This window comes from Noviherbaspirillum sp. FW303-A3 (genome assembly GCF_058788695.1).
On the sequence record NZ_JBYTAZ010000001.1, the window covers coordinates 4,837,194 to 4,858,344 of the forward strand.

General features: G+C 60.5%; 23 protein-coding genes. 20 read left to right on the top strand and 3 right to left on the bottom strand.

Going from position 1 to position 21,151, the window contains the following annotated elements:
- The first annotated feature begins 62 nt into the window (after window positions 1–62).
- From cheY to motD, 10 genes are all read left to right on the top strand, one after another.
- Window positions 63–461, top strand: coding sequence for a chemotaxis response regulator CheY (gene cheY, locus AC3WOY_RS23255; RefSeq protein WP_088709313.1), 399 nt, complete (start codon window positions 63–65; stop codon window positions 459–461).
- A gap of 59 nt (window positions 462–520) precedes the next feature.
- Window positions 521–1,114 (top strand): protein phosphatase CheZ, encoded by a 594-nt coding sequence (gene cheZ, locus AC3WOY_RS23260; protein ID WP_492429391.1) that lies wholly within the window; start codon window positions 521–523, stop codon window positions 1,112–1,114.
- Window positions 1,115–1,165: 51 nt separating this feature from the next.
- Entirely contained in the window at window positions 1,166–2,380 is a 1,215-nt protein-coding gene (locus tag AC3WOY_RS23265) for an EAL and HDOD domain-containing protein (protein WP_492428121.1), read from the top strand.
- 159 nt (window positions 2,381–2,539) lie between these two features.
- The gene (flhB, locus tag AC3WOY_RS23270; protein WP_492428123.1) at window positions 2,540–3,709 is read left to right on the top strand and encodes a flagellar biosynthesis protein FlhB; all 1,170 of its coding nucleotides are present in this window, start codon (window positions 2,540–2,542) and stop codon (window positions 3,707–3,709) included.
- Complete coding sequence (gene flhA / locus AC3WOY_RS23275; RefSeq protein ID WP_492428125.1) at window positions 3,706–5,793, top strand: flagellar biosynthesis protein FlhA; 2,088 nt, start codon at window positions 3,706–3,708, stop codon at window positions 5,791–5,793. Before flhB ends, flhA begins: the two co-directional genes overlap by 4 nt.
- Window positions 5,790–7,118, top strand: coding sequence for a flagellar biosynthesis GTPase FlhF (gene flhF, locus AC3WOY_RS23280; RefSeq protein ID WP_492428127.1), 1,329 nt, complete (start codon window positions 5,790–5,792; stop codon window positions 7,116–7,118). The genes flhA and flhF overlap by 4 nt, the downstream gene beginning before the upstream one ends.
- Entirely contained in the window at window positions 7,111–7,920 is an 810-nt protein-coding gene (locus AC3WOY_RS23285) for a MinD/ParA family ATP-binding protein (protein WP_492428129.1), read from the top strand. The genes flhF and AC3WOY_RS23285 overlap by 8 nt, the downstream gene beginning before the upstream one ends.
- Before the next feature lie 44 nt (window positions 7,921–7,964).
- Entirely contained in the window at window positions 7,965–8,696 is a 732-nt protein-coding gene (locus tag AC3WOY_RS23290) for an RNA polymerase sigma factor FliA (protein WP_492428131.1), read from the top strand.
- Complete coding sequence (locus tag AC3WOY_RS23295) at window positions 8,678–9,415, top strand: flagellar motor protein (RefSeq protein ID WP_492428133.1); 738 nt, start codon at window positions 8,678–8,680, stop codon at window positions 9,413–9,415. The genes AC3WOY_RS23290 and AC3WOY_RS23295 overlap by 19 nt, the downstream gene beginning before the upstream one ends.
- A gap of 18 nt (window positions 9,416–9,433) precedes the next feature.
- A complete protein-coding gene (motD, locus tag AC3WOY_RS23300; protein ID WP_492428135.1) occupies window positions 9,434–10,195 on the top strand; it encodes a flagellar motor protein MotD in 762 nt (253 codons plus the stop codon).
- Between the two features lie 51 nt (window positions 10,196–10,246).
- On the opposite strand, the gene AC3WOY_RS23305 is transcribed toward motD, so the two are convergent.
- The 3 genes from AC3WOY_RS23305 to flgA all read right to left on the bottom strand — a co-directional run bounded on the left by AC3WOY_RS23305 (window position 10,247) and on the right by flgA (window position 11,854).
- Window positions 10,247–10,723, bottom strand: a complete 477-nt coding sequence (locus AC3WOY_RS23305; RefSeq protein ID WP_492428137.1) for a flagella synthesis protein FlgN — start codon at window positions 10,721–10,723, stop codon at window positions 10,247–10,249.
- Window positions 10,724–10,730: 7 nt separating this feature from the next.
- Window positions 10,731–11,036, bottom strand: coding sequence for a flagellar biosynthesis anti-sigma factor FlgM (flgM, locus tag AC3WOY_RS23310; protein ID WP_492428139.1), 306 nt, complete (start codon window positions 11,034–11,036; stop codon window positions 10,731–10,733).
- A 110-nt stretch (window positions 11,037–11,146) separates the two neighbouring features.
- Complete coding sequence (flgA, locus tag AC3WOY_RS23315) at window positions 11,147–11,854, bottom strand: flagellar basal body P-ring formation chaperone FlgA (protein WP_492428141.1); 708 nt, start codon at window positions 11,852–11,854, stop codon at window positions 11,147–11,149.
- A 170-nt stretch (window positions 11,855–12,024) separates the two neighbouring features.
- Between flgA and flgB the strand changes: the two genes are divergently transcribed.
- The 10 genes from flgB to flgK all read left to right on the top strand — a co-directional run bounded on the left by flgB (window position 12,025) and on the right by flgK (window position 21,148).
- A complete protein-coding gene (gene flgB, locus AC3WOY_RS23320; protein WP_492428143.1) occupies window positions 12,025–12,438 on the top strand; it encodes a flagellar basal body rod protein FlgB in 414 nt (137 codons plus the stop codon).
- Window positions 12,439–12,440: 2 nt separating this feature from the next.
- Entirely contained in the window at window positions 12,441–12,845 is a 405-nt protein-coding gene (gene flgC / locus AC3WOY_RS23325) for a flagellar basal body rod protein FlgC (protein WP_420477226.1), read from the top strand.
- A gap of 14 nt (window positions 12,846–12,859) precedes the next feature.
- Window positions 12,860–13,528: a flagellar hook assembly protein FlgD gene (locus tag AC3WOY_RS23330; RefSeq protein WP_492428145.1), complete on the top strand. Its 669-nt coding sequence runs from the start codon at window positions 12,860–12,862 to the stop codon at window positions 13,526–13,528.
- A 37-nt stretch (window positions 13,529–13,565) separates the two neighbouring features.
- The gene (flgE, locus tag AC3WOY_RS23335) at window positions 13,566–14,771 is read left to right on the top strand and encodes a flagellar hook protein FlgE (protein WP_492428147.1); all 1,206 of its coding nucleotides are present in this window, start codon (window positions 13,566–13,568) and stop codon (window positions 14,769–14,771) included.
- Between the two features lie 52 nt (window positions 14,772–14,823).
- On the top strand, window positions 14,824–15,564 hold the full coding sequence (flgF, locus tag AC3WOY_RS23340; RefSeq protein ID WP_492428149.1) for a flagellar basal-body rod protein FlgF: 741 nt from the start codon (window positions 14,824–14,826) through the stop codon (window positions 15,562–15,564).
- A gap of 41 nt (window positions 15,565–15,605) precedes the next feature.
- Window positions 15,606–16,388: a flagellar basal-body rod protein FlgG gene (gene flgG / locus AC3WOY_RS23345; protein ID WP_492428151.1), complete on the top strand. Its 783-nt coding sequence runs from the start codon at window positions 15,606–15,608 to the stop codon at window positions 16,386–16,388.
- Between the two features lie 21 nt (window positions 16,389–16,409).
- A complete protein-coding gene (locus AC3WOY_RS23350; protein WP_492428153.1) occupies window positions 16,410–17,078 on the top strand; it encodes a flagellar basal body L-ring protein FlgH in 669 nt (222 codons plus the stop codon).
- 18 nt (window positions 17,079–17,096) lie between these two features.
- The gene (locus AC3WOY_RS23355) at window positions 17,097–18,230 is read left to right on the top strand and encodes a flagellar basal body P-ring protein FlgI (protein WP_492428155.1); all 1,134 of its coding nucleotides are present in this window, start codon (window positions 17,097–17,099) and stop codon (window positions 18,228–18,230) included.
- A 1-nt stretch (window position 18,231) separates the two neighbouring features.
- Window positions 18,232–19,146, top strand: coding sequence for a flagellar assembly peptidoglycan hydrolase FlgJ (flgJ, locus tag AC3WOY_RS23360; protein WP_492428157.1), 915 nt, complete (start codon window positions 18,232–18,234; stop codon window positions 19,144–19,146).
- 94 nt (window positions 19,147–19,240) lie between these two features.
- Window positions 19,241–21,148 (top strand): flagellar hook-associated protein FlgK, encoded by a 1,908-nt coding sequence (flgK, locus tag AC3WOY_RS23365; RefSeq protein ID WP_492428159.1) that lies wholly within the window; start codon window positions 19,241–19,243, stop codon window positions 21,146–21,148.
- Window positions 21,149–21,151: the final 3 nt, after the last annotated feature.

Here is a 21,151-nt window from a genome sequence, read left to right on the forward strand (position 1 = left end):
CGCCCGTTTCACAATGCAGGTGAGCGGCGCTTATAACGGTTTGAGAAACAATGGAGTAATTCATGGCGGGTCCGAATACTAAATTCTTGGTGGTTGACGATTTCTCGACGATGCGTCGTATCGTTCGCAATCTGCTGAAAGAATTGGGCTACACGAATGTCGATGAGGCAGAAGACGGTGCCATGGCGCTCTCCAAACTTCGCAGCGAGCAGTTCGACTTCGTCATCTCCGACTGGAACATGCCGGTGATGGATGGACTGACGATGCTCCAGAACATCCGTGCCGACGCAGCACTGGCCAAGTTGCCGGTGCTGATGGTCACGGCGGAAGCGAAGAAGGAAAACATCATTGCAGCGGCGCAGGCGGGTGCGAACGGCTACGTCGTCAAGCCCTTTACTGCTGCCACGCTGGATGAAAAGCTGACGAAGATCTTCGAGAAGCTGGAAAAAGTCGGAGCCTGATAGTGGATCAGGCGCTGAACCAGGGGAAGGCTGTCGCGGAAAACATCCCGCAGGACGAGATGCTTGCGCGTGTCGGGCAGATGACGCGCATGCTGCACGATAACCTGCGCGGATTGGGTTTCGACAAGCTGATCGCCAAGGCGGCGCACGAGATTCCCGACGCGCGCGACCGCCTCGATTACGTTGCCAAGATGACGGAACAGGCCGCGCAACGCGTCCTGAATGCCACCGAACTGGCAAGTCCGATCCAGGACAGGATCGAAGCGGAGGCCGGCAGCATATCGCGTGACTGGCAGGCTGCGATGGCGGCGGGCTTCTCCGAGCAGCAATGCCGCGCGCTGGCAGAGCGTACTGTTACCTTCCTGGGCGAGACTCGTGACGGTGCGGCGCTCACCAAGCAGCAGCTGATGGACATCATGATGGCTCAGGATTTCCAGGACCTGACCGGCCAGGTGATCAAAAGAGTGACCGAGCTTGCGCATAACATTGAACAGCAGCTCGTCCAGCTCCTGGTCGATTACTCGCCTGCCGAAGTGCGGCGCGAAGCCAGCAACAGCTTGCTGAATGGCCCGCAGATCAACCCCACCGGCAATGCCGACGTCGTGTCCAACCAAGGCCAGGTCGACGACCTGCTCGAAAGCCTCGGTTTCTGATCATGCCGACGTCCCACGCGTCGCCGGCCAATTCCAACAACTAGCCCATTCATGCAACAAGAGCACTTTATCGTTCGGGAGCCGCTGCTTAACTCGCAGGAAAGAGTGCTCGGCTACGAACTGTACTGGCAGCATACGAACATCGCAGGACGACGTCCCACGGCGGCCGAGATTGTCTCGCTTGCACAGTTTGTTGCGGACCAGCTCAACAATACCGACTCCGGCGCCTTGCTCGGCGACCAGATTCTGTTCATCGAAGCCTCGCCCGCCCTGTTGGAGCATGAGGTATTCTCCGCCCTGTCGCCCAAAGGGACAGTGCTTGCCTTCCGCGGCGCCGACGTCGCCAATGAAGAGGCGGCAACTGCGATCCGCGCAATGCGCGCAAAAGGTTACGGCATCTCCATTCGCGATGCCAACCTGGCCAGCATCGACAAGAGCCTGCTTCCGCATCTCTCGCATTTCGAGCTGCAGGTCGGTGGCGCTGATTTCGTACCGCAGGTGCAGTATTACCGGTCGCTAGGGATGCCGTCGCTGCGGCTGGTGGCAAGGAATGTCAGTAGCTGGCAGGCATACGATGTGTGCGCCCAGTTGCACATGTATGCATTCGCCGGCCATTTGCACTTGTCGCCGCGCCCCGGCAACCACTCGAAGGAGCTCAATCCGGCGCAAGCCATGATCCTCCAGTTGATGGACATGGTGCGCCGCAATGCCGATGTCAAGCAGCTCGAGGGCGTCTTGAAGCGGGATGCGGCCTTGTCCTACAAGCTGCTTCGCTACATCAACTCGGCCGGTTTCGGCCTTGGCTGCGAAATCCAGTCTCTGAAGCATGCGGTGACGATGCTTGGATACTCGCCGCTGTACCGCTGGCTGGCGCTGCTGCTGGCAACCGCGACAACGACAGGATATTCGCCCGTGCTGATGCAGACAGCTGTCATTCGCGGACGATTCTCCGAGCTGCTTGGCAGCACCTTTTTGCCCAAGAACGAGGCGGAGAACCTCTTCGTCGCCGGCATGTTTTCCCTGCTCGACAAGCTGCTCGGTGTGCCGATGGAAGATGTGCTGGAGAAGATCCAGTTGTCCGAATCGGTCACCCAGGCATTGCTGAGCCGTGAAGGCATCTACGGTCCCTTCCTGGCACTCGCAGAAGCATGCGAGCTGAACTCGAAAAATGTTGACTCGATGGCAATGTCGCTCTGTATCGGCGCCAAGCAGGTCAACCAGGCGCAGATGTCCGCGCTGGCATGGGCGCAGAGCCTGAAGATCTGAATTCCTCCCGCTCTTGACCCCGTTATCCAGCGGCAATGAATAACGGGGGGTTTCCTCACTTATTCCCGCGATAGCGATTCTGTTATATCGCGAATAATCCTTCCTATTCGTCCCTAGTGCGTCGTCCGGAGCGCACTGCGGGAAAAATAGGAGCCGGCAGTGGCCGAAGACAGCGATCTCGAAAAAACAGAACCCGCGTCGCCCAGAAGACTGGAGCAGGCGCGAGAGGAAGGCGATGTTCCCCGGTCGCGGGAACTGGCCACCTGTACTGTTTTGCTGGCTGCCGGGCTTGGTCTCTGGTTCTCCGGAGAGCAGCTTATCCGTCGCCTCAACAGCATGCTTTCCTCCAGCCTCACGCTGGAGCGGGAGCAAGCCTTCGATTTCAGCCTTCTCCTGACCCGTATCGTTCCCGGCCTCATTGATGTCCTGATCGGCCTTGCGCCGCTGGCAGGCATCCTTCTGCTGGTCGCCCTGGGCTCGCCGCTGCTGATCGGCGGCTGGCTGTTCAGCACCAAGGCGCTGATGCCCAATTTTGCGCGCCTCAATCCGTTAAGCGGCATCGGCAACATGTTTTCCACTCGCTCCCTGGTGGAGCTGGTCAAGGCGGTCGGAAAGGCGTTGCTCGTCGGCGTTATTGCATGGATTGTGATCTCGAGCCAGACCGAGGAAATGCTCGCACTGAGTGCGGAGCCTCTCCATACCGGCTGGGCACACCTCGGCAGCATGCTGCTCACCGGATTCATCACCATCGTCTTTGGCCTGGTCGTGATTGCACTCATCGACGCTCCGTACCAGATGTGGCATTACGCGAACAAGCTCAAGATGACACGCGAAGAAGTGCGGCAGGAGTCCAAGGAGTCCGACGGCGACCCGATGGTCAAGGCGCGTATCCGCCAGTTGCAGCGCGAGATGGCCAAGCGCCGCATGATGGCCGAAATCCCGACCGCCGACGTGGTGGTGACCAACCCGACCCACTATGCCGTCGCGCTCAAGTACACCGAAGGCAAGATGCGCGCGCCGGTCGTTGTCGCCAAGGGCGCCGACGAAGTCGCCGCGAAGATCCGCGAAATCGCCACGGAACACAAGGTCGCCATGCTCGAAGCGCCGCCGCTGGCGCGTGCGCTGTACCGCCACGCAGAACTGGGCGACGAGATCCCGGCGGCGCTCTATACCGCTGTCGCGGAAGTGCTTGCCTACGTATTCCAGCTGCGCGCCTATGGCCAGCACGGCGGCGTCCGTCCGTCCGTGCCGGAGCAGATCGACGTGCCGGCCGATATGGATCCGCTGAACGCCAAGCCAGCAACGCCTGACAATGGATTGATGCAATGAACGGCCTGACTCTGCCTGCGTGGCTGACCGGACAATCGAGCAAGGCGCTTGCTGCGCCTCTCCTCATCATCATGATGCTGGCGATGATGGTATTGCCGCTGCCGGCATTTGCGCTGGATATCTTTTTCAGCTTCAACATCGCGCTGTCGATCATCGTGCTGCTGACCAGCCTGTATACGGTCAAGCCGCTGGATTTCATGGTGTTCCCGACCGTGCTCCTGGTCAGCACCATGCTGCGCCTGTCGCTGAACGTTGCATCGACGCGTGTCGTGCTGACCGAGGGGCATACCGGCCCGGATGCGGCGGGCAAGGTGATCGAAGCATTCGGCCATTTCCTGATTGGCGGGAACTATACGGTCGGTATCGTGGTGTTCATCATCCTGACCATCATCAACTTCGTGGTCGTCACCAAGGGCGCCGGGCGTATCGCCGAAGTGGGTGCGCGATTCGCCCTCGATGCGATGCCGGGCAAGCAGATGGCGATCGATGCCGACCTGAACGCCGGCATGATCGGCGAGCAGGAAGCGCGCCGGCGCCGTACCGAAGTGGCGCAGGAAGCCGAATTCTACGGCGCCATGGACGGTGCAAGTAAATATGTGCGCGGCGATGCCGTAGCCGGCATCCTGGTCACGGTCATCAACATCTTCGGCGGTCTCATCGTGGGCATGGTGCAGCATGACCTGGCCTTCGATGCCGCGATCAAGAACTACACGCTGCTGGCAATCGGCGACGGCCTGGTTGCGCAGATTCCCTCGCTGATCATTTCCACCGCAGCGGGCGTGGTTGTTTCCCGCGTCGCGAGCGAGCAGGACATCGGCGGCCAGCTGGTCAATCAGCTGTTCGCCAAACCTGATGTCCTGTACATCACCGGTGGCATCATCGGCGGCATGGGCCTGATTCCGGGCATGCCGCACATCGCTTTCCTGCTGCTGGGCGGTGCGCTTGGCGGTGGCGCTTACCTGCTCAAGAAGCGCAACCAGCGCGTGGCCGAAGCCCCGCCTCCGGAACCTGAAGTGGCCATGACCGCGCCGGAAGTAGAAGAGGCAACCTGGCAGGACATCATGCCGGTCGACACCCTCGGACTGGAAGTCGGCTATCGCCTGATTCCGCTGGTCGACAAGTCGCAGAACGGCGAGCTCTTGCGCCGCATCAAGGGCATTCGCAAGAAGTTTGCGCAGGAAGTCGGTTTCCTCTCGCCGCCGGTTCACATCCGCGACAACCTCGAACTCAAACCTTCCGCTTACCGCATTACGCTCAAGGGCGTGGAAGTCGGGCAGGGCGAGGCATACGTCGGGCAGTTCCTCGCGATCAATCCCGGCATGGTGCAGGGCAATCTGCCCGGCGTGGCGACGACCGATCCGGCATTCGGCCTGCCGGCGACCTGGATCGATGCCGGCCTGCGCGACCAGGCGCAGGCGATGGGCTACACGGTGGTCGATGCCGGCACCGTGATCGCGACCCACATGAACCACCTCATTACCACCCACGCAGCCGAGCTGCTGGGCCGCCAGGAAGTGCAGCAATTGCTCGACCACCTCGGCAAGGAAGCGCCCAAGCTCGTCGAAGACCTGGTGCCGAAAGTCGTCTCCCTCTCGACCCTGCAGAAAGTGCTGCAGAACCTCCTCGTCGAAGGCGTTCATATCCGCGACATGCGCACCATTATCGAGGTGCTGTCGGAATACAGTCCGGCCACCCAGGATCCGAACGAACTCACGGCACAGGTGCGCGTCGCGCTCGGCCGTGCGATCGTCCAGCAGATTTTCCCATCGTCCAATGAGCTGTCCGTCATCACCCTCGACAGCCGGCTGGAACGCATCCTGATGCAGGCTTTGCAGTCGAGCGGCCCGGAAGGCGCCGGCATCGAGCCGGGTCTTGCCGACACGATCGCGCAGCAGGCCGAACGTGCGGCGCGCCAGCAGGAGCAGATGGGGTTGCCGCCGGTATTGCTGGTGCCGGGACCGCTGCGCGCATTGCTCGCCCGTTTCCTGCGCCGCGCGCTGCCACAGCTGAAGGTGCTGTCGCACGCTGAACTTCCTGATTCCAAGACGATACGAGTTACAAGCCTAGTTGGAGGCCAAGCATGAACGTAAGAAAATTCTCCGCAAAAACCTCACGCGATGCGTGGCGGCTGGTGCGCGAAGCATTGGGCCCTGATGCGGTGATCCTCTCCAACCGGACCATCAATGGCATGGTCGAGATCCTTGCCCTCGCGCCGGAAGACATGTCTTCGCTGGCCGAGCCTGTGATCGAGAAACCTGCCAAGGCGCCGCTTTCCGAATCGACCCTCGCCGCATTCGGCGTCAAGCGCCAGCCGGAAGTTGTGCCCGAGGCTGCGCCACCCGCATTCGGCGCAGGCCGCCCCATCGATAGCGACCAGGCATCCAACCTCGCCGACGCGCTTGCCGCGAGTCGTAATGGCGTTGCGAAAGAACGCAGCAGTGCTGATATTTCGGAAGTGATGTCCGAATTGCGCGCCATGCGCGGCATGCTGGAATCGCAGCTGGCCGAGATCGCCTGGAGCAGCCAGCAGAAGCGCGAGCCGATCAAGGCCAACGTGATGCGCGAATTGCTCTCAGCCGGCTTCAGTGCCAGTCTTGCACGCTATGTGACACAGAAGCTGCCTGCGGGCGAAAAAACAGAAAACGGATTGGCATGGGTCAAATCCGTCCTCGCACGCAACCTGAACGTCATCGGCAACGAGAGCGAAATCCTGGAAAAGGGCGGCGTCTACGCGCTCGTTGGACCGACCGGTGTGGGCAAGACAACGACGACCGCCAAGCTGGCGGCGCGCTGCGTGATGCGCCACGGTGCCGGCAAGCTCGCACTGATCACGACAGACGGCTATCGTATCGGCGGTTACGAGCAGTTGCGCATCTACGGCAAGATCCTCGGCGTGATGGTGCACTCCGTGAAGGACGAGACCGACCTGCGCATCGCGCTGGAGGAATTGAAGAACAAGCATACCGTCCTGATCGACACGGTCGGCATGGGCCAGCGCGACAAGATGGTGGCAGAACAGATTGCCATGCTCTCCGGCACGGATGCGAAAGTGAAGCGCCTGCTCTGCATGTCAGCCACCTCCACCGGCGAGACGCTGAATGAAGTGGTGCGCTCCTACCAGGGCGGCGGGCTCGCCGGCTGCATCATTACCAAACTCGATGAAGCGGCTACGGTCGGCAATGTCCTCGATGTGCTGATCCGCCAGAAGCTCAACCTGTACTACGTGGCCAACGGCCAGCGCGTTCCGGAAGACCTGCACGTCCCCAACCAGCATTACCTGATCGACCGCGCCTTCAAGCTCAAGCGAGAGACGGCGCCGTTCCAGTACCAGGACGACGAACTCCCGCTGATCATTGGTGCGGCGGCAGCAATGAACGACAAAGGTTTGCGCGAGGTGACCCTTGGCTAGTTTTGATTTCGACCAGGCAGAAGGCCTGCGGCGCATGCTCACCGGCCCGAAGCCGCGTGTGTTTACCTTCCTGTCTGCTGCTTCCGACGAAGAGAAGGGCGCCATGCTCGTCAACCTCGGCGCGTCCCTGGCGCAGGCCGGACGCGATGTGTTGCTGGTGGATGCAAGCCTCGCATCGGAAGGGATAGCCTCTCGCCTCGACGCATTGCGCGGCGCCACGCTGACCCAGATCGCAAGGCAGGAACGCAGGCTCGACGATGCGATCCAGCAGATGCCGCAAGGCTTTGGCGTGGCTGCACTCAAGCGCGGCCTGCAGCGGAGCGCAGTGAAGGATGCAGAACTGGCAAGCCGCATGGACGATGCATTCGACCAGCTCGCCACCCGCGCCGACATCGTGGTCGTCGATGCCGAACTCGACAAGGAAGATTCTCTCGCCATCCCGGCCCTGAACGACACCGAGATCGTCGTGCAGGTCGCGAACAACCCGGAATCGATCAAGGTTGCCTACACGCTCATCAAGCGTCTCAACAACAAGCTCGGCCGCCGACCGTTCAGTATCCTCATCACCGGCGCCACCGACAAGGAAGCGCAGGTGGTCTATGAAAACATGGCCAAGGCGGCCAACCGTTATCTGGCTGTCAAGTTGAATTCGATGGGCTCGGTCCCGGCCGACGAGCATTTGAAGCGTGCCATGCACCTCGGCCGCGCAGTGGTCGATGCCTTCCCTCTGGCGGGGGCATCGGTGGCGTTCAGGCGCCTGGCAGGGAGGGTTGTGTTGTCGGATATGGCCGCAGCGGGATAACATGGCGGTTCTGATACTGGTGCTGACTCTCGCACCCGAAAACTATGTACACCGTTAGCGGAAAATCCGACAAGAACCAGCTGCTGGAGGAGCACGCGCCTCTGGTAAAGAAGCTGGCACACCAGATGAAAGCCAAACTGCCGCCAAGCGTGGAGGTGGACGACCTCATCCAGGCCGGCATGATCGGCCTGCTGGACGCAGTGAGCCGTTACGAGGAAAACCACGGCGCGCAGTTCGAAACCTATGCGGTGCAGCGTATCCGCGGCGCCATGCTGGATGAGCTGCGAAGCAGCGACTGGCTCCCGCGGAGCATCCGCCAGAACATGCGCAAGATTGAAGTTGCGATGAATAAATTGCAACAAAAGCTCGGCCGCGCACCTTTGGAAGCGGAAATCGCGAAGGAGCTGAAGCTCTCGCTGGACGAGTATCAGGAGATGCTCAATGAAGGCAGCGGCCACCAGTTGGTCTACTACGAGGATTTCAACGACAAGGACGAGGGCGAGCATTTCCTCGACCGCTACTGCATCGACGAGCAAAGCGATCCCTTGAAGGCGTTGATGAACACCGGCTTCCGCGATGCCGTCATTCGCGCCATCGAAGCCTTGCCCGAGAGGGAAAAAATCCTGATGGGTCTCTACTACGAGCAGGAGATGAACCTGAAGGAAATCGGCGCCGTGATGGGCGTATCCGAATCGCGCGTCTGCCAGCTGCACAGCCAGGCAATCGCGCGCATGCGTTCGAGATTGCGGGAGCAGGCGTGGACTGGGCTAGCTTAGCCGGCCTCGCGATCGGCATCGTCGGCGTCCTGTTCGGGCAGGCGCTGGAGGGTGGCCACATCGATTCGCTGATCCAGCCGGCGGCCTTTGTGATTGTCGTGGTCGGAACGATGGGTGCCGTTCTGCTGCAAAGCGGCACGGCGACGTTCCTGCGCGGCGCGAAGATGCTCCAGTGGGTTTTCGTTCCTCCTCCCGACAAGACGCTCGGACTGGCGCAGCAAATCACGCTCTGGAGTGCGACGGCACGCCGTGAAGGCTTGCTGAGTCTGGAACGCTACGTCGAATCGGTAAAAGACCAGTTTACGGTCAAGGGATTGCGCCTGATCGTTGATGGCATCGATCCTTACAAGATCCGCGAAATCCTTGAAGCCGATATTTCCACTTATGAGCGGCGCGAGCGCCAGGCAGTGAAGATCTGGGAGGCGGCGGGCGGTTACGCGCCGACCATCGGCATTCTCGGTGCGGTGCTCGGTCTCATCCAGGTGATGGAGAACCTGACCGACCCCAGCAAGCTTGGCGGCGGCATTGCGGTGGCATTCGTGGCGACGGTCTATGGGGTCGGCCTTGCCAACATGGTGTTCCTGCCCATTGCCAACAAGCTCAAGACCATCGTTGCAGACGAAGTGCGCCGGCGCGAGATGTTGACGGATGTGTTCTGCAGCGTTGCCAACGGCGATAACGCGCGCGTCATCGAAGAGCGCATCCTCGCGTATCGCTAGCGATCATCACCGGCAATCATGGCGCGAAAAAAATACGACGACGACAGCGACAACCATGACCGCTGGATGGTGTCCTACGCCGACTTCATTACGCTGCTGTTTGCCTTTTTTGTCGTGATGTACGCGCTGTCCTCCATCAATGAGGGCAAGTACCGCGTACTGTCGAATTCGCTCGTGAATGCATTCGGCCGCGTGCCGACGGCGAAAGTCCAGGCAGAGGCAGCCCCAACCGGCTTGCCCCTTGTGCTCCCGCCACGGCAGCGCAATAACGAGGCGCTGCGCCGCGAAAAGGAGCAGCTCACCACCGTAGCGCGCAATATCCAGGACGTCATGGCGCCGCTGGTGCAGCAGGGCAAGGTGCGCGTAACCCAGAGCGCGCGCGGGGTGAACGTCGAAATCAATGCGAGCGTCCTGTTTGCGCCGGGCGATGCCAGACTTTCCGGGGAAAGCAGCGAGGCATTGCGTGCAGTGGCCGACGTCCTCAGGAATGACGATCACGCCATCCAGGTGGAAGGGCACACCGACAGCGTTCCGATCAAGAATGCGCAGTTCCCGTCAAACTGGGAATTGTCCTCGGTACGTGCGTCGAGCGTTGTCAGGTTGTTCATTGACAGCGGCATCGCCGAAAAGCGCATGACGGCGGTCGGTCACGGACCGACGCAACCGGTCGGACCGAACGATACGGCGGAAGGCAGGATGCGCAACAGGCGGGTGTCGGTCATGATTCTGTCCAACCTGCCGGAAAATGCGACGGAAGTGCCGGTGAAGGCGCCGCGGTAAGCTGCTGAAGCGGGGAATTCGCCGATGCGCGCGGCACCGGCATCGATCGGATCAGCCGATGACGAGGCGGCGGCTGCCGGATTGCGATGCGGACTGGCCGTTCGGGCCGTACATGTTGCCGCCTTCGCCGCTACCCTGAAGGATATTCAGGGCAGCCTGGTTGCGGTTCAGATGGCGGCCGATCAGCATGCCATTGGTGCGGTTCAGTTCTTTCGCCTCGCGGGCAAGCTGAAGCAATGCGGTCCAGGATTGGGCGGCGGAGGCTTCAGTGGTCGGGCTGCTGGCCCATTTCTGCATGCCTTCTTCGCTGGCTTCCAATCCCGCGCCAGCCAGGGCGCGATGCCGGCCAAGCGAGAGTTCGCCCATGCGGGCGACGATTTTCGTCTTCTCTTCGGTAACCTTGATCAGCTCATCGATGTTGGCATCGACAAGGTGTGCCTGCTCCAGACGGAGCAAATCGAGCAGGGCGCCTGCGGCACGGACTTCTTCAGCGAGGGTCTGCGCCAGTGTATTACCGAGAGATTGCATGTGTTTCTTAAGCCTTGCGAGTACGAATCAAGTCGTTGACCGTATCGAGCAGACCGTTGGCGACCTTTTCAGCGTCCACCTGGAACCGGCCTTCCGCGATTGCGGCCTTGATTTCTTCCACCTTCTTTGCGTCGAACACGGAATTGCCGCCAACCTGGGCCAGCGATTCCAGCTTCGAAGAAAGCTTGACGGTGTCAGAGCCGGCCGGAGCCGGGCTGACAGGGGCAGCCTTGTCTGCCCCTTTCCCGGACCGGGTTTGCGTTGTGCCAACGCCCAACCCTCCGGTTTTCTTGAGTGAGTCATCGATTTTCACGGCATTTTCCTTGTCTGGTTGGTCTTCTACTGCTTGTCATCTTTCTTATCGACGCTATTTCGGGAAACTTTAGCGCCTGATTGCAGAATTCCGGAAAAATCTCTTGTCGCTCAATAGCCTACTTCCACTATGCCGCCAGCCTTGGCGATGCCGCTGACGACTTGTCCCGAAGCTGTCCTTGCCTGCGCTATTTGACCTTCGGAAGCGTTATTCAGTGCCCGTGCTTCGGCGGAAACGCGAAATCCGGGGCCGGAAGAGACAACGCGCACGGATTGTCCTTGCTGCACTGCCGGCTGGCTGCGAAGGCTATCGCTGCGCAGCGGCGCGCCGGACGGCAGTGAAATGGCGACGGTCCTGCCGATTGCCTGGTTGGCATCGGTAATGATTCCGTTTGGCAATGCTGTCAGGTCCCCCTTGATCTTGACCACGTCTGTCGCGCCAACCGCGTGTCCCTGGGCGAGCGGGGCGGCGGTGATGACGTACTCACCGATGACCTGTACCGTTGCAGCGACATAAATGGTCCAGGGGGAGGGCGTGGTGCAGCGCACACCGACGGTTGTCTTGCCCCAGATGCGGCTGCCGTTCGGCATGAATGCCTGCGGTTCCGCGCACTGCGGGAGGTTGGTGCGGGTATCCACATTGCCGACCGAAATATTTACCTCTCCGGGTAGTCCCGCCGTCTGGACGCGAAGGAACTGCTCGACGGCCTGTCTGACCAGGGACGTGTCCTGGCGCTGCGTCTGGCCGTGGACGAGGCCAGGCAAAACGCACAGAGCGACTGCCGCGGCGGCAGAGAGGGTGGCGAAAAAGGGATTCATTGCAGGCTACATGTTAAAGAGGGAGTGGTGAATCAAAATGATGAATAAGGGACAGTTTTGAAGTCTTCTCGTTCGATAGGTGTGACATCGCCCTCCGTATGATCAAGCCTACATTAATCCATCATCGGTTCGAGTTGTCTTTTTTGTAACCGAAGTCTCCGGAGGTAGTCATGATCGGGAAGCTTGACGAGGCGCTGCAATTCCACCAGGCCGCGCTGCGTCTGCGCTCGGAGCGGCAGCAGGTGCTGGCTTCGAACATCGCCAATGCCGATACGCCGAATTACAAGGCGCGTGATATCGACTTCAACAGTGCGCTGAAGCAGGCCATGTCGCCCGGTTCGGCCGCGGCTGACGGGGCGATGGTGAAGACGTCGCCCAATCATTTGAGCGGCAAGGCAGCAACGACAGCCAGTGGCGTGCCGCTGCTCTACAGTACCGCGGCACAGGGCAGCGTGGATGGCAATACGGTCGATATGGATGCCGAACGCGCAAAATTCGCCGATAACGCGCTGCGTTACGAAGCGAGCATCACTTTCGCGGGCGGCGCACTCAAGAAGCTGCTTGCAGCCGTACAGGGGCAATAATCATGTCGCTGTTTAATATTCTCAATGTATCCGCTTCGGCAATGAGTGCGCAGGGCCAGCGCCTGAATACCGTTGCCAGCAATCTTGCCAACGCCGACAGCACGACAAGCGCAACGGGACAGACGTACAAGGCCAAGCAGGTCGTGTTTCAGGCAGTCCCCTCGAACACGCCGGGCGCCAGCGGCGTGAAGGTGCAACAGGTGGTGGAGGATCCGTCGCCGCCCAAGATGGTGTACGACCCCAAGCATCCCCAGGCCGACGAAAAGGGCTATGTCGCGATGCCGAACGTGAACGTGGTGGAGGAGATGGTCAACATGATCTCGGCATCGCGCTCATATCAAAACAACGTCGAAGTTGCGAATGCGGCCAAGACCATGCTGCTGAAGACGCTCACGCTGGGCCAGTAAGCCAGGAGTATTGAATGACCACCGTACAGACGAACAACAAGGTTAACGAGGATCTCATGGCTGCCATGAATCCTGCGAAAAAGGCGACGTCGACCACGCAGGATGCGCAGGACCGTTTCATGACGCTGCTGGTGACGCAGATGAAGAACCAGGATCCGCTGAATCCTCTGGACAATGCCCAGGTCACCAGCCAGCTGGCGCAGCTGTCCACCGTGACAGGCATCGAGAAGCTGAATGCCACCATGGAATCCCTGATGGGGAGCTACCAGGCAAGCCAGCAGGTGGCAGCTGCAAACATGATCGGGCACGGCGTGTTCGTGCCGGGTTCCAGCCTCGAACTCCAGGACAAGAAGGCGTTGCTTGGCCTCGAACTGACGGAGCCGGCCGACAAGGTCGTCGTCACGATTTCGGACTCCACCGGCAAGGCCGTGCATTCGATGGACCTCGGCGCACTGAAGGCGGGTATCCATCCGCTGGCGTGGGATGGTGAAACGAGTAAAGGAGCTGCCGCCAATGGGGAATACACCTTCAAGGTGACAGCGACGCGCGGCAATGAAAAGGTGGAAGCGACCAACCTGTCGTTCGGCGTCGTGAACAGCGTTACATCCAATGCGCAAGGTGTGAAGCTCACTTTGCCCGGTGTCGGCGATTTCACCATGTCCGACGTGAAGCAAATTCTTTAATACCGTTGCCAGGTAGCCTGAATCAAGGAGAAGTGAAATGAGTTTTCAACAAGGTCTTAGCGGTCTCAATGGCGCATCCAAACAGCTTGAGACGATCGGCAACAACATCGCCAACGCCAACACCGTCGGCTTCAAGGCGGCAGTGACGCAGTTCGCGGACGTGTATGCCAACTCGTTGAGCGGCACTTCCGGCATCGGTACCGCCGGTATCGGTACCCGGGTTTCCCAGATCGCGCAGCAGTTCAGCCAGGGCAACATCACTGCCTCGAACAGCGCGCTCGATATGGCGATCAACGGTGGCGGCTTCTTCCGTCTCAACAAGGATGGCGCCATCAGCTATGCGCGCAACGGCCAGTTCCAGATCGACAAGGACGGATTCATTGTGAGCGCGGATGGCGGGCGCCTGAGCGGCTTTTCCGCCAACAACCTGGGCGTGCTTTCGACCGGCAGTCCGACTGACCTGCGCATCAGTACCGCCGACCTTTCTCCACAGGACACGAGCAATATCGAGATCCAGTTCAACCTCGACTCCAGCGAGGCGATTACGGCTGCGCCGGCTTTCAACAAGTCGACCTCGGTGACTGTGTACGATTCCCTGGGCAATTCGCACGTGGTGCAGCTCAACTTCCGCAAGACGGCAAACAATACCTGGCAGGTTTTCGCGTCGAGCACGACCGGTACTATCGGTGCTGGTGCTATCACTACGCTTAATTTCAACAATGACGGCACGCTGCTGTCCGGTTCTCCGGGAACGATCAGCATGGCCTTGACGAACGGTGCGGAAACGCCGCTCAACGGCGCAACCGGTATCAACCTGGACATGAGCGCGGCAACGCAATTCGGTTCGGTCTTTGGCGTGAACTCCACGAGCCAGAACGGCTTTGCATCCGGTCGCCTCTCCGGTTTCAACATCGGTTCCGACGGCATCATCACCGGCCGTTATACCAACGGCAAGACATCTACCCTTGGTCAGGTAGTCCTGGCCAACTTCTCGAACCCGAACGGCCTGCAACCTCTGGGTAACAACCAGTGGGCGGAAAGCGCGGCTTCGGGCGTGGCACTGATCGGTACGCCGAACTCCGGCCGCATGGGCCTGATCCAGTCCTCCGCCGTGGAAGACTCGAACGTCGACATGACCGCGGAACTGGTAAACATGATTACCGCGCAGCGTGTGTTCCAGGCTAACGCGCAAACGATCAAGACGCAGGACCAGATCCTGCAGACCCTGGTGAACCTGAGGTAATGCATCTGGAGCCGTAGTGCAGGCGTGATAGCCGGCATTGCATGGAGAACGAATGGACCGCCTGATATATACCGCCATGACCGGCGCGAAGCATATCCTGGAACAGCAGGCCAATACTTCGCACAACCTGGCGAACGCGACAACGACCGGTTTCCGGGCCCAGCTGGATTCATTCCGCACGGTGCCCGTCATCGGGGAAGGCCTGCCTACGCGGGCCTTTGTCGTCGACGCGACCGTCGGGACAGACTTCACTCCCGGTCCGATCCAGAACACCGGCCGCGACCTGGACGTGGCCGTGCAGGGCAAGGGTTGGATCGCCGTGCAGCTCGATGACGGCACCGAGGCCTATACGCGCAACGGCAGCCTGAAGATCAGCGAGAACGGCGTCCTGCAGACGCAGACTGGATTGAACGTCATGGGTGACGGCGGACCGATTGCCGTCCCGCCGGATGTCTCGATTATGGTAGGGGGCGACGGCACCGTTTCGGCGGTGGCGACTACCGGCGCCCGCGCGGTAACGCCCCTGGGACGGATCAAGCTCGTCAATCCGCCAGAGGAAACGATCGTGAGGGGCGATGACGGGCTGTTCCGCGTTCGCGGCGGGGACGCGGCGGACGCCGACGCCAATGTCCGTGTCGCCGGTGGCGCGCTCGAAGGCAGCAACGTCAACACGGTGGATGCGATGGTCAACATGATCAGCCTCGCGCGCCAGTTCGAGACGCATATGAACCTGCTCAAGAATGTCGAGAGCAACGAGACGAAAGCAGCGCAGCTCCTGTCAATCAATGCTTGACGGGCCCGGCACAATGAAGCAGGAACCTGGAGAAAAATGAAATGATCCGTTCACTTTGGATTTCCAAAACCGGTCTGGACGCGCAGCAAACGCAGATGGACGTCATCTCGAACAACCTCGCGAACGTCAATACCGCGGGGTTCAAGCGTTCGCGCGCGGTGTTCGAGGACCTGCTTTACCAAACCATCCGCCAGCCCGGCGCACAGTCGTCGCAGCAAACGCAGCTGCCCACCGGCCTTCAGATCGGCACCGGTGTGCGTCCGGTCGCGGCCGAGCGCATCTTTACCCAGGGGAACCTGCAGCAAACCTCCAACGACAAGGACATCGCGATCCAGGGCGCCGGATTTTTCCAGGTGCTGATGCCGGACGGCAGCACGGCGTATACGCGCGACGGTTCGTTCAGCATGGATGCCAACGGCCAGCTGGTCACGGCGAACGGTTTCGTGATCCAGCCTGCAATCACCATTCCGGCGAATGCGATCACCTTTACCGTTGGCCGCGACGGTACTGTCTCGGTGACCCAACCCGGCCAGTCGTCTCCGACGCAGATCGGCGCAATCCAGCTGGCGACATTCGTCAACCCGGCAGGCCTGGAGTCCCGTGGCGAGAACCTTTATGTCGAAACTGCCGCATCAGGTACCGCAAGCACGAATACGCCAGGCACGAATGGCGCCGGTCTGATCGCGCAAGGCTATGTCGAAACATCGAACGTCAACGTGGTCGAGGAGCTGGTCAGCATGATCCAGACGCAGCGCGCCTATGAGATCAACAGCAAGGCCATCCAGACTTCCGACCAGATGCTGCAACGCTTGTCGCAGATCTGATCGAAACGGCAAGGGGCTGAAATGAGAGGTTTTTCCAAGATCCTGACAAGTGTGCTTGCTGCCGCTGCAATGGTCGGCTGCGCGACGGTTCCGGATACCATCGTTCAGCATCCAACCAATGTGCGGCCCCAGGTCAATGCGCCTGTCCCGCAAGCCAACGGCGCCATCTTCCAGGCATCGGCGTATCGGCCTCTGTTTGAAGACCGCCGTGCGCGCATGGTCGGCGACATGCTGACCATTTCGATCAATGAGCGGACCAGTGCTGGCAAGTCTGCCGCGAACACCGCCAGCAAGAGTGGAAGTGTCGAGTTTGGCGCGCCGACGCTGTTCGGTATTCCTGCAACGACAACTGCCAAGGCCGCCCTCAACGCCGAATCGGCCAACAAGTTCGAGGACAAGGGCACGTCGAGCTCAAGCAATACCTTTACTGGAACAATCGCAGTCACGGTCGTCGACGTGCTGCCAAACGGGAATCTTGTCGTAAGCGGCGAAAAGCAGGTCGCGCTCGACAAGGGCGTCGAGTATGTCCGCTTCTCCGGCATCGTGAATCCGGATAACGTCAGCGGCAATGTGGTGTCGTCGACGCTGGTTGCCGACGCCCGCGTGGAATACCGCACCAACAGCCGGATCGACAAGGCAGAAATGATGTCGCAGCTGACGCGCTTCTTCTTGAGCATCCTGCCGTTGTAACCGTATCGAGTGGATGAAATGAAACCGGTCGCCTTAACGCTTCGTACCCTGAGGTCCATCGCCGTCGCGGCAGCAGGTGCCTGTGTGCTTCTTGCTGCACCGGTTTCCCACGCCGAGCGGTTGAAAGACCTGGCATCGATCCAGGGCGTCCGCCAGAACCAGCTGATCGGCTACGGTCTGGTCGTTGGCCTCGACGGCAGCGGCGACCAGACTACGCAGACGCCGTTCACTGTGCAGAGCGTGATCAGCATGCTGCAAGGGCTCGGCGTGACTGTGCCGCCCGGAACCAGCCTGCAGCTCAAGAACGTGGCTGCCGTCGTGGTGACGGCCTCGCTGCCAGCCTTTGCGCGGCCGGGACAAACGATCGATGTGACCGTATCGTCGATGGGTAACGCCAAAAGCCTGCGCGGCGGCACGTTGCTGATGACGCCGTTGAAAGGCGCGGACGGGCAGGTGTACGGTATCGCACAGGGCAACGTGCTGGTCGGCGGTGTCGGGGCTTCCGCAAGCGGCAGCAAGGCGCAGGTCAATCATCTGAGCGTCGGCCGTATTTCAGCAGGCGCGACGGTCGAACGGGCCGTGCCGAGCGCGCTTGGCCGCGAAGATGCCATCTACGTTGAACTGAATGAAACGGATTTTTCCACCGCCAGCCGCGTGGTCGATACCGTCAACCGCCGCTTCGGGCCGGAAACGGCGGCCGCGCAGGACGGCCGGGTGATCCGCGTGCGCGCTCCGCAAGGCAGCGACGAACGGGTCGCCTTCCTCGGCGTCCTGGAAAGCCTGCAGGTGACGCCGGCCCAGATGCAGGCAAAGGTGATCCTCAATGCGCGCACCGGCTCCGTCGTCATGAACCAGGCTGTCACGCTGGATGCATGCGCTGTTTCGCACGGCAACCTGTCGGTGGTCATCAATACCCAGCCTGTCATCAGCCAGCCAGCGCCCCTGTCTGCCGGGCAGACCGTCGTCGCTTCGACGTCGCAGATCGAGATCCAGAAGGAACCCGGGCAGGTGTTGCTGCTCAAGGGCGGCACTTCGCTCGCCGATGTGGTCAAGGCATTGAATGCCATCGGCGCCACGCCGCAGGACCTTCTTGCCATCCTGCAGGCCATGAAGGCAGCCGGCTCATTGCGCGCGGAACTGGAAATCATCTGACATGATCAGCCCAGCCAACCTCAACGGAAAACTCGCCATCGACGTCAAGGACGTCAACGAGCTTCGGACAAGCGCGCGCCAGAACTCCCCGGAAGCGCTCAAGGGGGCGGCACAACAGTTCGAAGCCCTGTTCATGAACATGGTGCTCAAGAGCATGCGCGAGGCGACGCCCCAAGAGGGCTTGTTCGACAGCCAGCAGAGCCGCATGTACACATCCATGCTCGACCAGCAGCTCAGCCAGACGCTGGCGAGCAAGGGTGTCGGCCTGGCCGATGCCCTGTTCCGCCAGTTGTCGACCAGGCTCGGCGACAACGCTGTGCCGGAAGAGGGCGACCTGTCGACCATCATGCCTCCGTCGCTGACACGCGGCACGGCTACCCCCTTGCCTTTGCCATCCTTCGAGCCGCCGGCGGCAACCGGCGCGGTGGACAGCGTCAAGCCCAACCCGTCACAGCCTGCGCATGTCCGCGGTTTCCTTGAGCGCCTTGGCTCGCATGCGGAAGAGGCAAGCCGCGCAACCGGCATCCCGGCCAAGTTCATGCTTGGCCAGGCGGCGCTTGAAAGCGGCTGGGGCAAGCGCGAGATCGTGGGGGCGAACGGCGCGGCAAGTCATAACCTGTTCGGTATCAAGGCTACTGGCGGCTGGAAGGGGAAAGTTGTTGAAGCCGTGACAACGGAGTATGTCAACGGCTCGCCCCAGACCAAGGTCGAAAAATTCAGGGCATACGATACCTATGCCGACGCCTTTCGCGATTACGCCAATCTATTGAGCAAGAATCCTCGATATGAAGCCGTCATTGCGAATTCGCGGAGCGTCGAAGGTTTCGCGCAAGGCTTGCAGCGCGCCGGTTATGCCACAGACCCCCAATACGCCGCCAAGCTGACGCGCATTATCAAGCAGACAATGTCCGCCTGACGGGTGCATCAACGGATTGCCTGGTATACCCTCAAGTTTCCCGCCATCCTTGCCGTTGATACTGATAGCGATCCCTCGATAAAGAAACATCACCATGGCAAACACTTCCATCCTTGGCGCAGGCCAAAGCGCCCTGACCGCAGCCCAGCAAGGCCTGGTCACCACGGGCCATAACATTGCGAACGTGAACACGCCCGGGTACAGCCGGCAGGTTGTCGTGCAGAGCGCGTCGGCCGGGCAGGATATTGGTGTAGGTTTCATCGGAAAGGGCACCGAGGTTTCGACGATTCGTCGTGTTTTCAATGAATTCCTGCACAATCAGGTCGTTGCCGGCGAGACAACGAAAGGCGCGATCGACAGCTATTACGCGCAGATCAAGCAGATCGACAACATGCTTGCTGATGCCACGTCCGGCATCTCGGCCACCATGCAGGATTTTTTCGAGGGTGTACAGGACGTCGCTAGCAATCCCGGTTCCGCGGCATCCCGGCAAGCCATGTTGTCTTCGGCGGAAGCAATGGCGGCGCGTTTCGACAGTATCGGCGGCCGCCTCGATGAGATGCGCCAGTCGCTCAACGGTCAGATTACCAGCAGCATCAGTGCCATCAATACGTATGCCCAGCAGATTGGTGCGTTGAACGACGCCATCGAGAAAGCCCAGGGAACCGCAGGCGAGGGAAAACCTGCAAACGACCTCCTTGACCAGCGCGACCAGGTGATCGCAGAACTGAGCAAGGAAGTAAAGGTTTCGGTGGTCAAGCAGGGCAACAGCTACAACGTATTCATGGGTAGCGGCCAGGCCCTGACTGTTGGTACGCAAGTTTTCAAGCTGACGGCCGCAGTGAATACCACCGACGCGAGCAAACTTCAGCTGGCATACGTCTCCAACGGCACGGCGACGAGGATCCCGGACAGCAGTATCACCGGCGGCAAGCTGGGCGGGCTGCTTGATTTCCGGAATAATTCCCTCGATGCGGCGCAGAATGCGCTGGGCAGGGTTGCCATCGGCCTGGCTGCAACCTTCAACGCGCAGCACGGTCTCGGCCAGGACCAGACCGGAGCCCTCGGCGGTGCCTTCTTTGCCACGGGCTCTCCGCGTGTCAATGCCAGTACCGCGAACACCGGAACAGGGGCCGTGACCGCAACGATCACTGATGCCTCGCAGCTGACGACAAGCGATTATCGACTGACGCATGTCGGTGGCAACTTCACGGTCACGCGTCTCTCGGACAACACGACATTCCCGGCGTTTACCACGTTCCCGCAGACGATCGACGGCATCACGATCGCTTCTGCGTCGGCACCTGCCGCTTTCGGTGCGAATGACGAGTACGTCATCCAGCCGACCCGGGAAGGGGCGACCAGTTTCGGGGTTGCGATCACCGATATCAAGAATATCGCAGCGGCTGCGCCTATCCGCACCGCAGCCGCCTTGGCCAATACCGGTACTGCTTCGGTCAGCGCTGGCACTGTCAATGCCTCCAATGTCAACCTGCAGCAACCGGTCACGATCACCTTCAACGCGGACGGAACGTATAACGTCAACGGTACCGGCACCGGTAACCCCGTTAACCAGGCATATACGTCCGGCGGAAACATCACGTACAACGGATGGACGATCCAGATCTCCGGTACACCTGCCACCGGTGACACGTTTACGATCGGACCCAATACCGGCGGCGTGGGCGACAATCGAAACGCGCTGCGGCTCGCCAGCCTCCAGACGGCCAACACGCTCGAAGGCGGAATGACCTACCAGAACGCTTATACGCATATGGTCAGCCAGGTCGCCAACAAGACGCGCGAGCTGGAAGTCACCGGAAAGGCGGAAGAAAAGCTGCTTGCCGCCGCCGTCCAGGCGCATCAGTCGGAGTCCGGCGTCAACCTGGATGAAGAAGCGGCAAACCTCATGCGTTACCAGCAAGCCTACCAGGCAGCGGCAAAGGTGATGCAGACCGCGAGCCAGCTGTTTGAACTGCTGCTTGACCTCGGCGGTGCTTGATCC

Bases quoted from the DNA above. Each gene is read 5' to 3' on its own strand.
- cheY (WP_088709313.1), top strand. From the start codon at position 63: ATGGCGGGTCCGAATACTAAATTCTTGGTGGTTGACGATTTCTCGACG.
- cheZ (WP_492429391.1), top strand. From the start codon at position 521: ATGCTTGCGCGTGTCGGGCAGATGACGCGCATGCTGCACGATAACCTG.
- AC3WOY_RS23265 (WP_492428121.1), top strand. From the start codon at position 1,166: ATGCAACAAGAGCACTTTATCGTTCGGGAGCCGCTGCTTAACTCGCAG.
- flhA (WP_492428125.1), top strand. From the start codon at position 3,706: ATGAACGGCCTGACTCTGCCTGCGTGGCTGACCGGACAATCGAGCAAG.
- flhF (WP_492428127.1), top strand. From the start codon at position 5,790: ATGAACGTAAGAAAATTCTCCGCAAAAACCTCACGCGATGCGTGGCGG.
- AC3WOY_RS23290 (WP_492428131.1), top strand. From the start codon at position 7,965: ATGTACACCGTTAGCGGAAAATCCGACAAGAACCAGCTGCTGGAGGAG.
- motD (WP_492428135.1), top strand. From the start codon at position 9,434: ATGGCGCGAAAAAAATACGACGACGACAGCGACAACCATGACCGCTGG.
- AC3WOY_RS23305 (WP_492428137.1), bottom strand. From the start codon at position 10,723: ATGCAATCTCTCGGTAATACACTGGCGCAGACCCTCGCTGAAGAAGTC.
- flgA (WP_492428141.1), bottom strand. From the start codon at position 11,854: ATGAATCCCTTTTTCGCCACCCTCTCTGCCGCCGCGGCAGTCGCTCTG.
- flgB (WP_492428143.1), top strand. From the start codon at position 12,025: ATGATCGGGAAGCTTGACGAGGCGCTGCAATTCCACCAGGCCGCGCTG.
- flgC (WP_420477226.1), top strand. From the start codon at position 12,441: ATGTCGCTGTTTAATATTCTCAATGTATCCGCTTCGGCAATGAGTGCG.
- AC3WOY_RS23330 (WP_492428145.1), top strand. From the start codon at position 12,860: ATGACCACCGTACAGACGAACAACAAGGTTAACGAGGATCTCATGGCT.
- flgE (WP_492428147.1), top strand. From the start codon at position 13,566: ATGAGTTTTCAACAAGGTCTTAGCGGTCTCAATGGCGCATCCAAACAG.
- flgF (WP_492428149.1), top strand. From the start codon at position 14,824: ATGGACCGCCTGATATATACCGCCATGACCGGCGCGAAGCATATCCTG.
- flgG (WP_492428151.1), top strand. From the start codon at position 15,606: ATGATCCGTTCACTTTGGATTTCCAAAACCGGTCTGGACGCGCAGCAA.
- AC3WOY_RS23350 (WP_492428153.1), top strand. From the start codon at position 16,410: ATGAGAGGTTTTTCCAAGATCCTGACAAGTGTGCTTGCTGCCGCTGCA.
- AC3WOY_RS23355 (WP_492428155.1), top strand. From the start codon at position 17,097: ATGAAACCGGTCGCCTTAACGCTTCGTACCCTGAGGTCCATCGCCGTC.
- flgJ (WP_492428157.1), top strand. From the start codon at position 18,232: ATGATCAGCCCAGCCAACCTCAACGGAAAACTCGCCATCGACGTCAAG.
- flgK (WP_492428159.1), top strand. From the start codon at position 19,241: ATGGCAAACACTTCCATCCTTGGCGCAGGCCAAAGCGCCCTGACCGCA.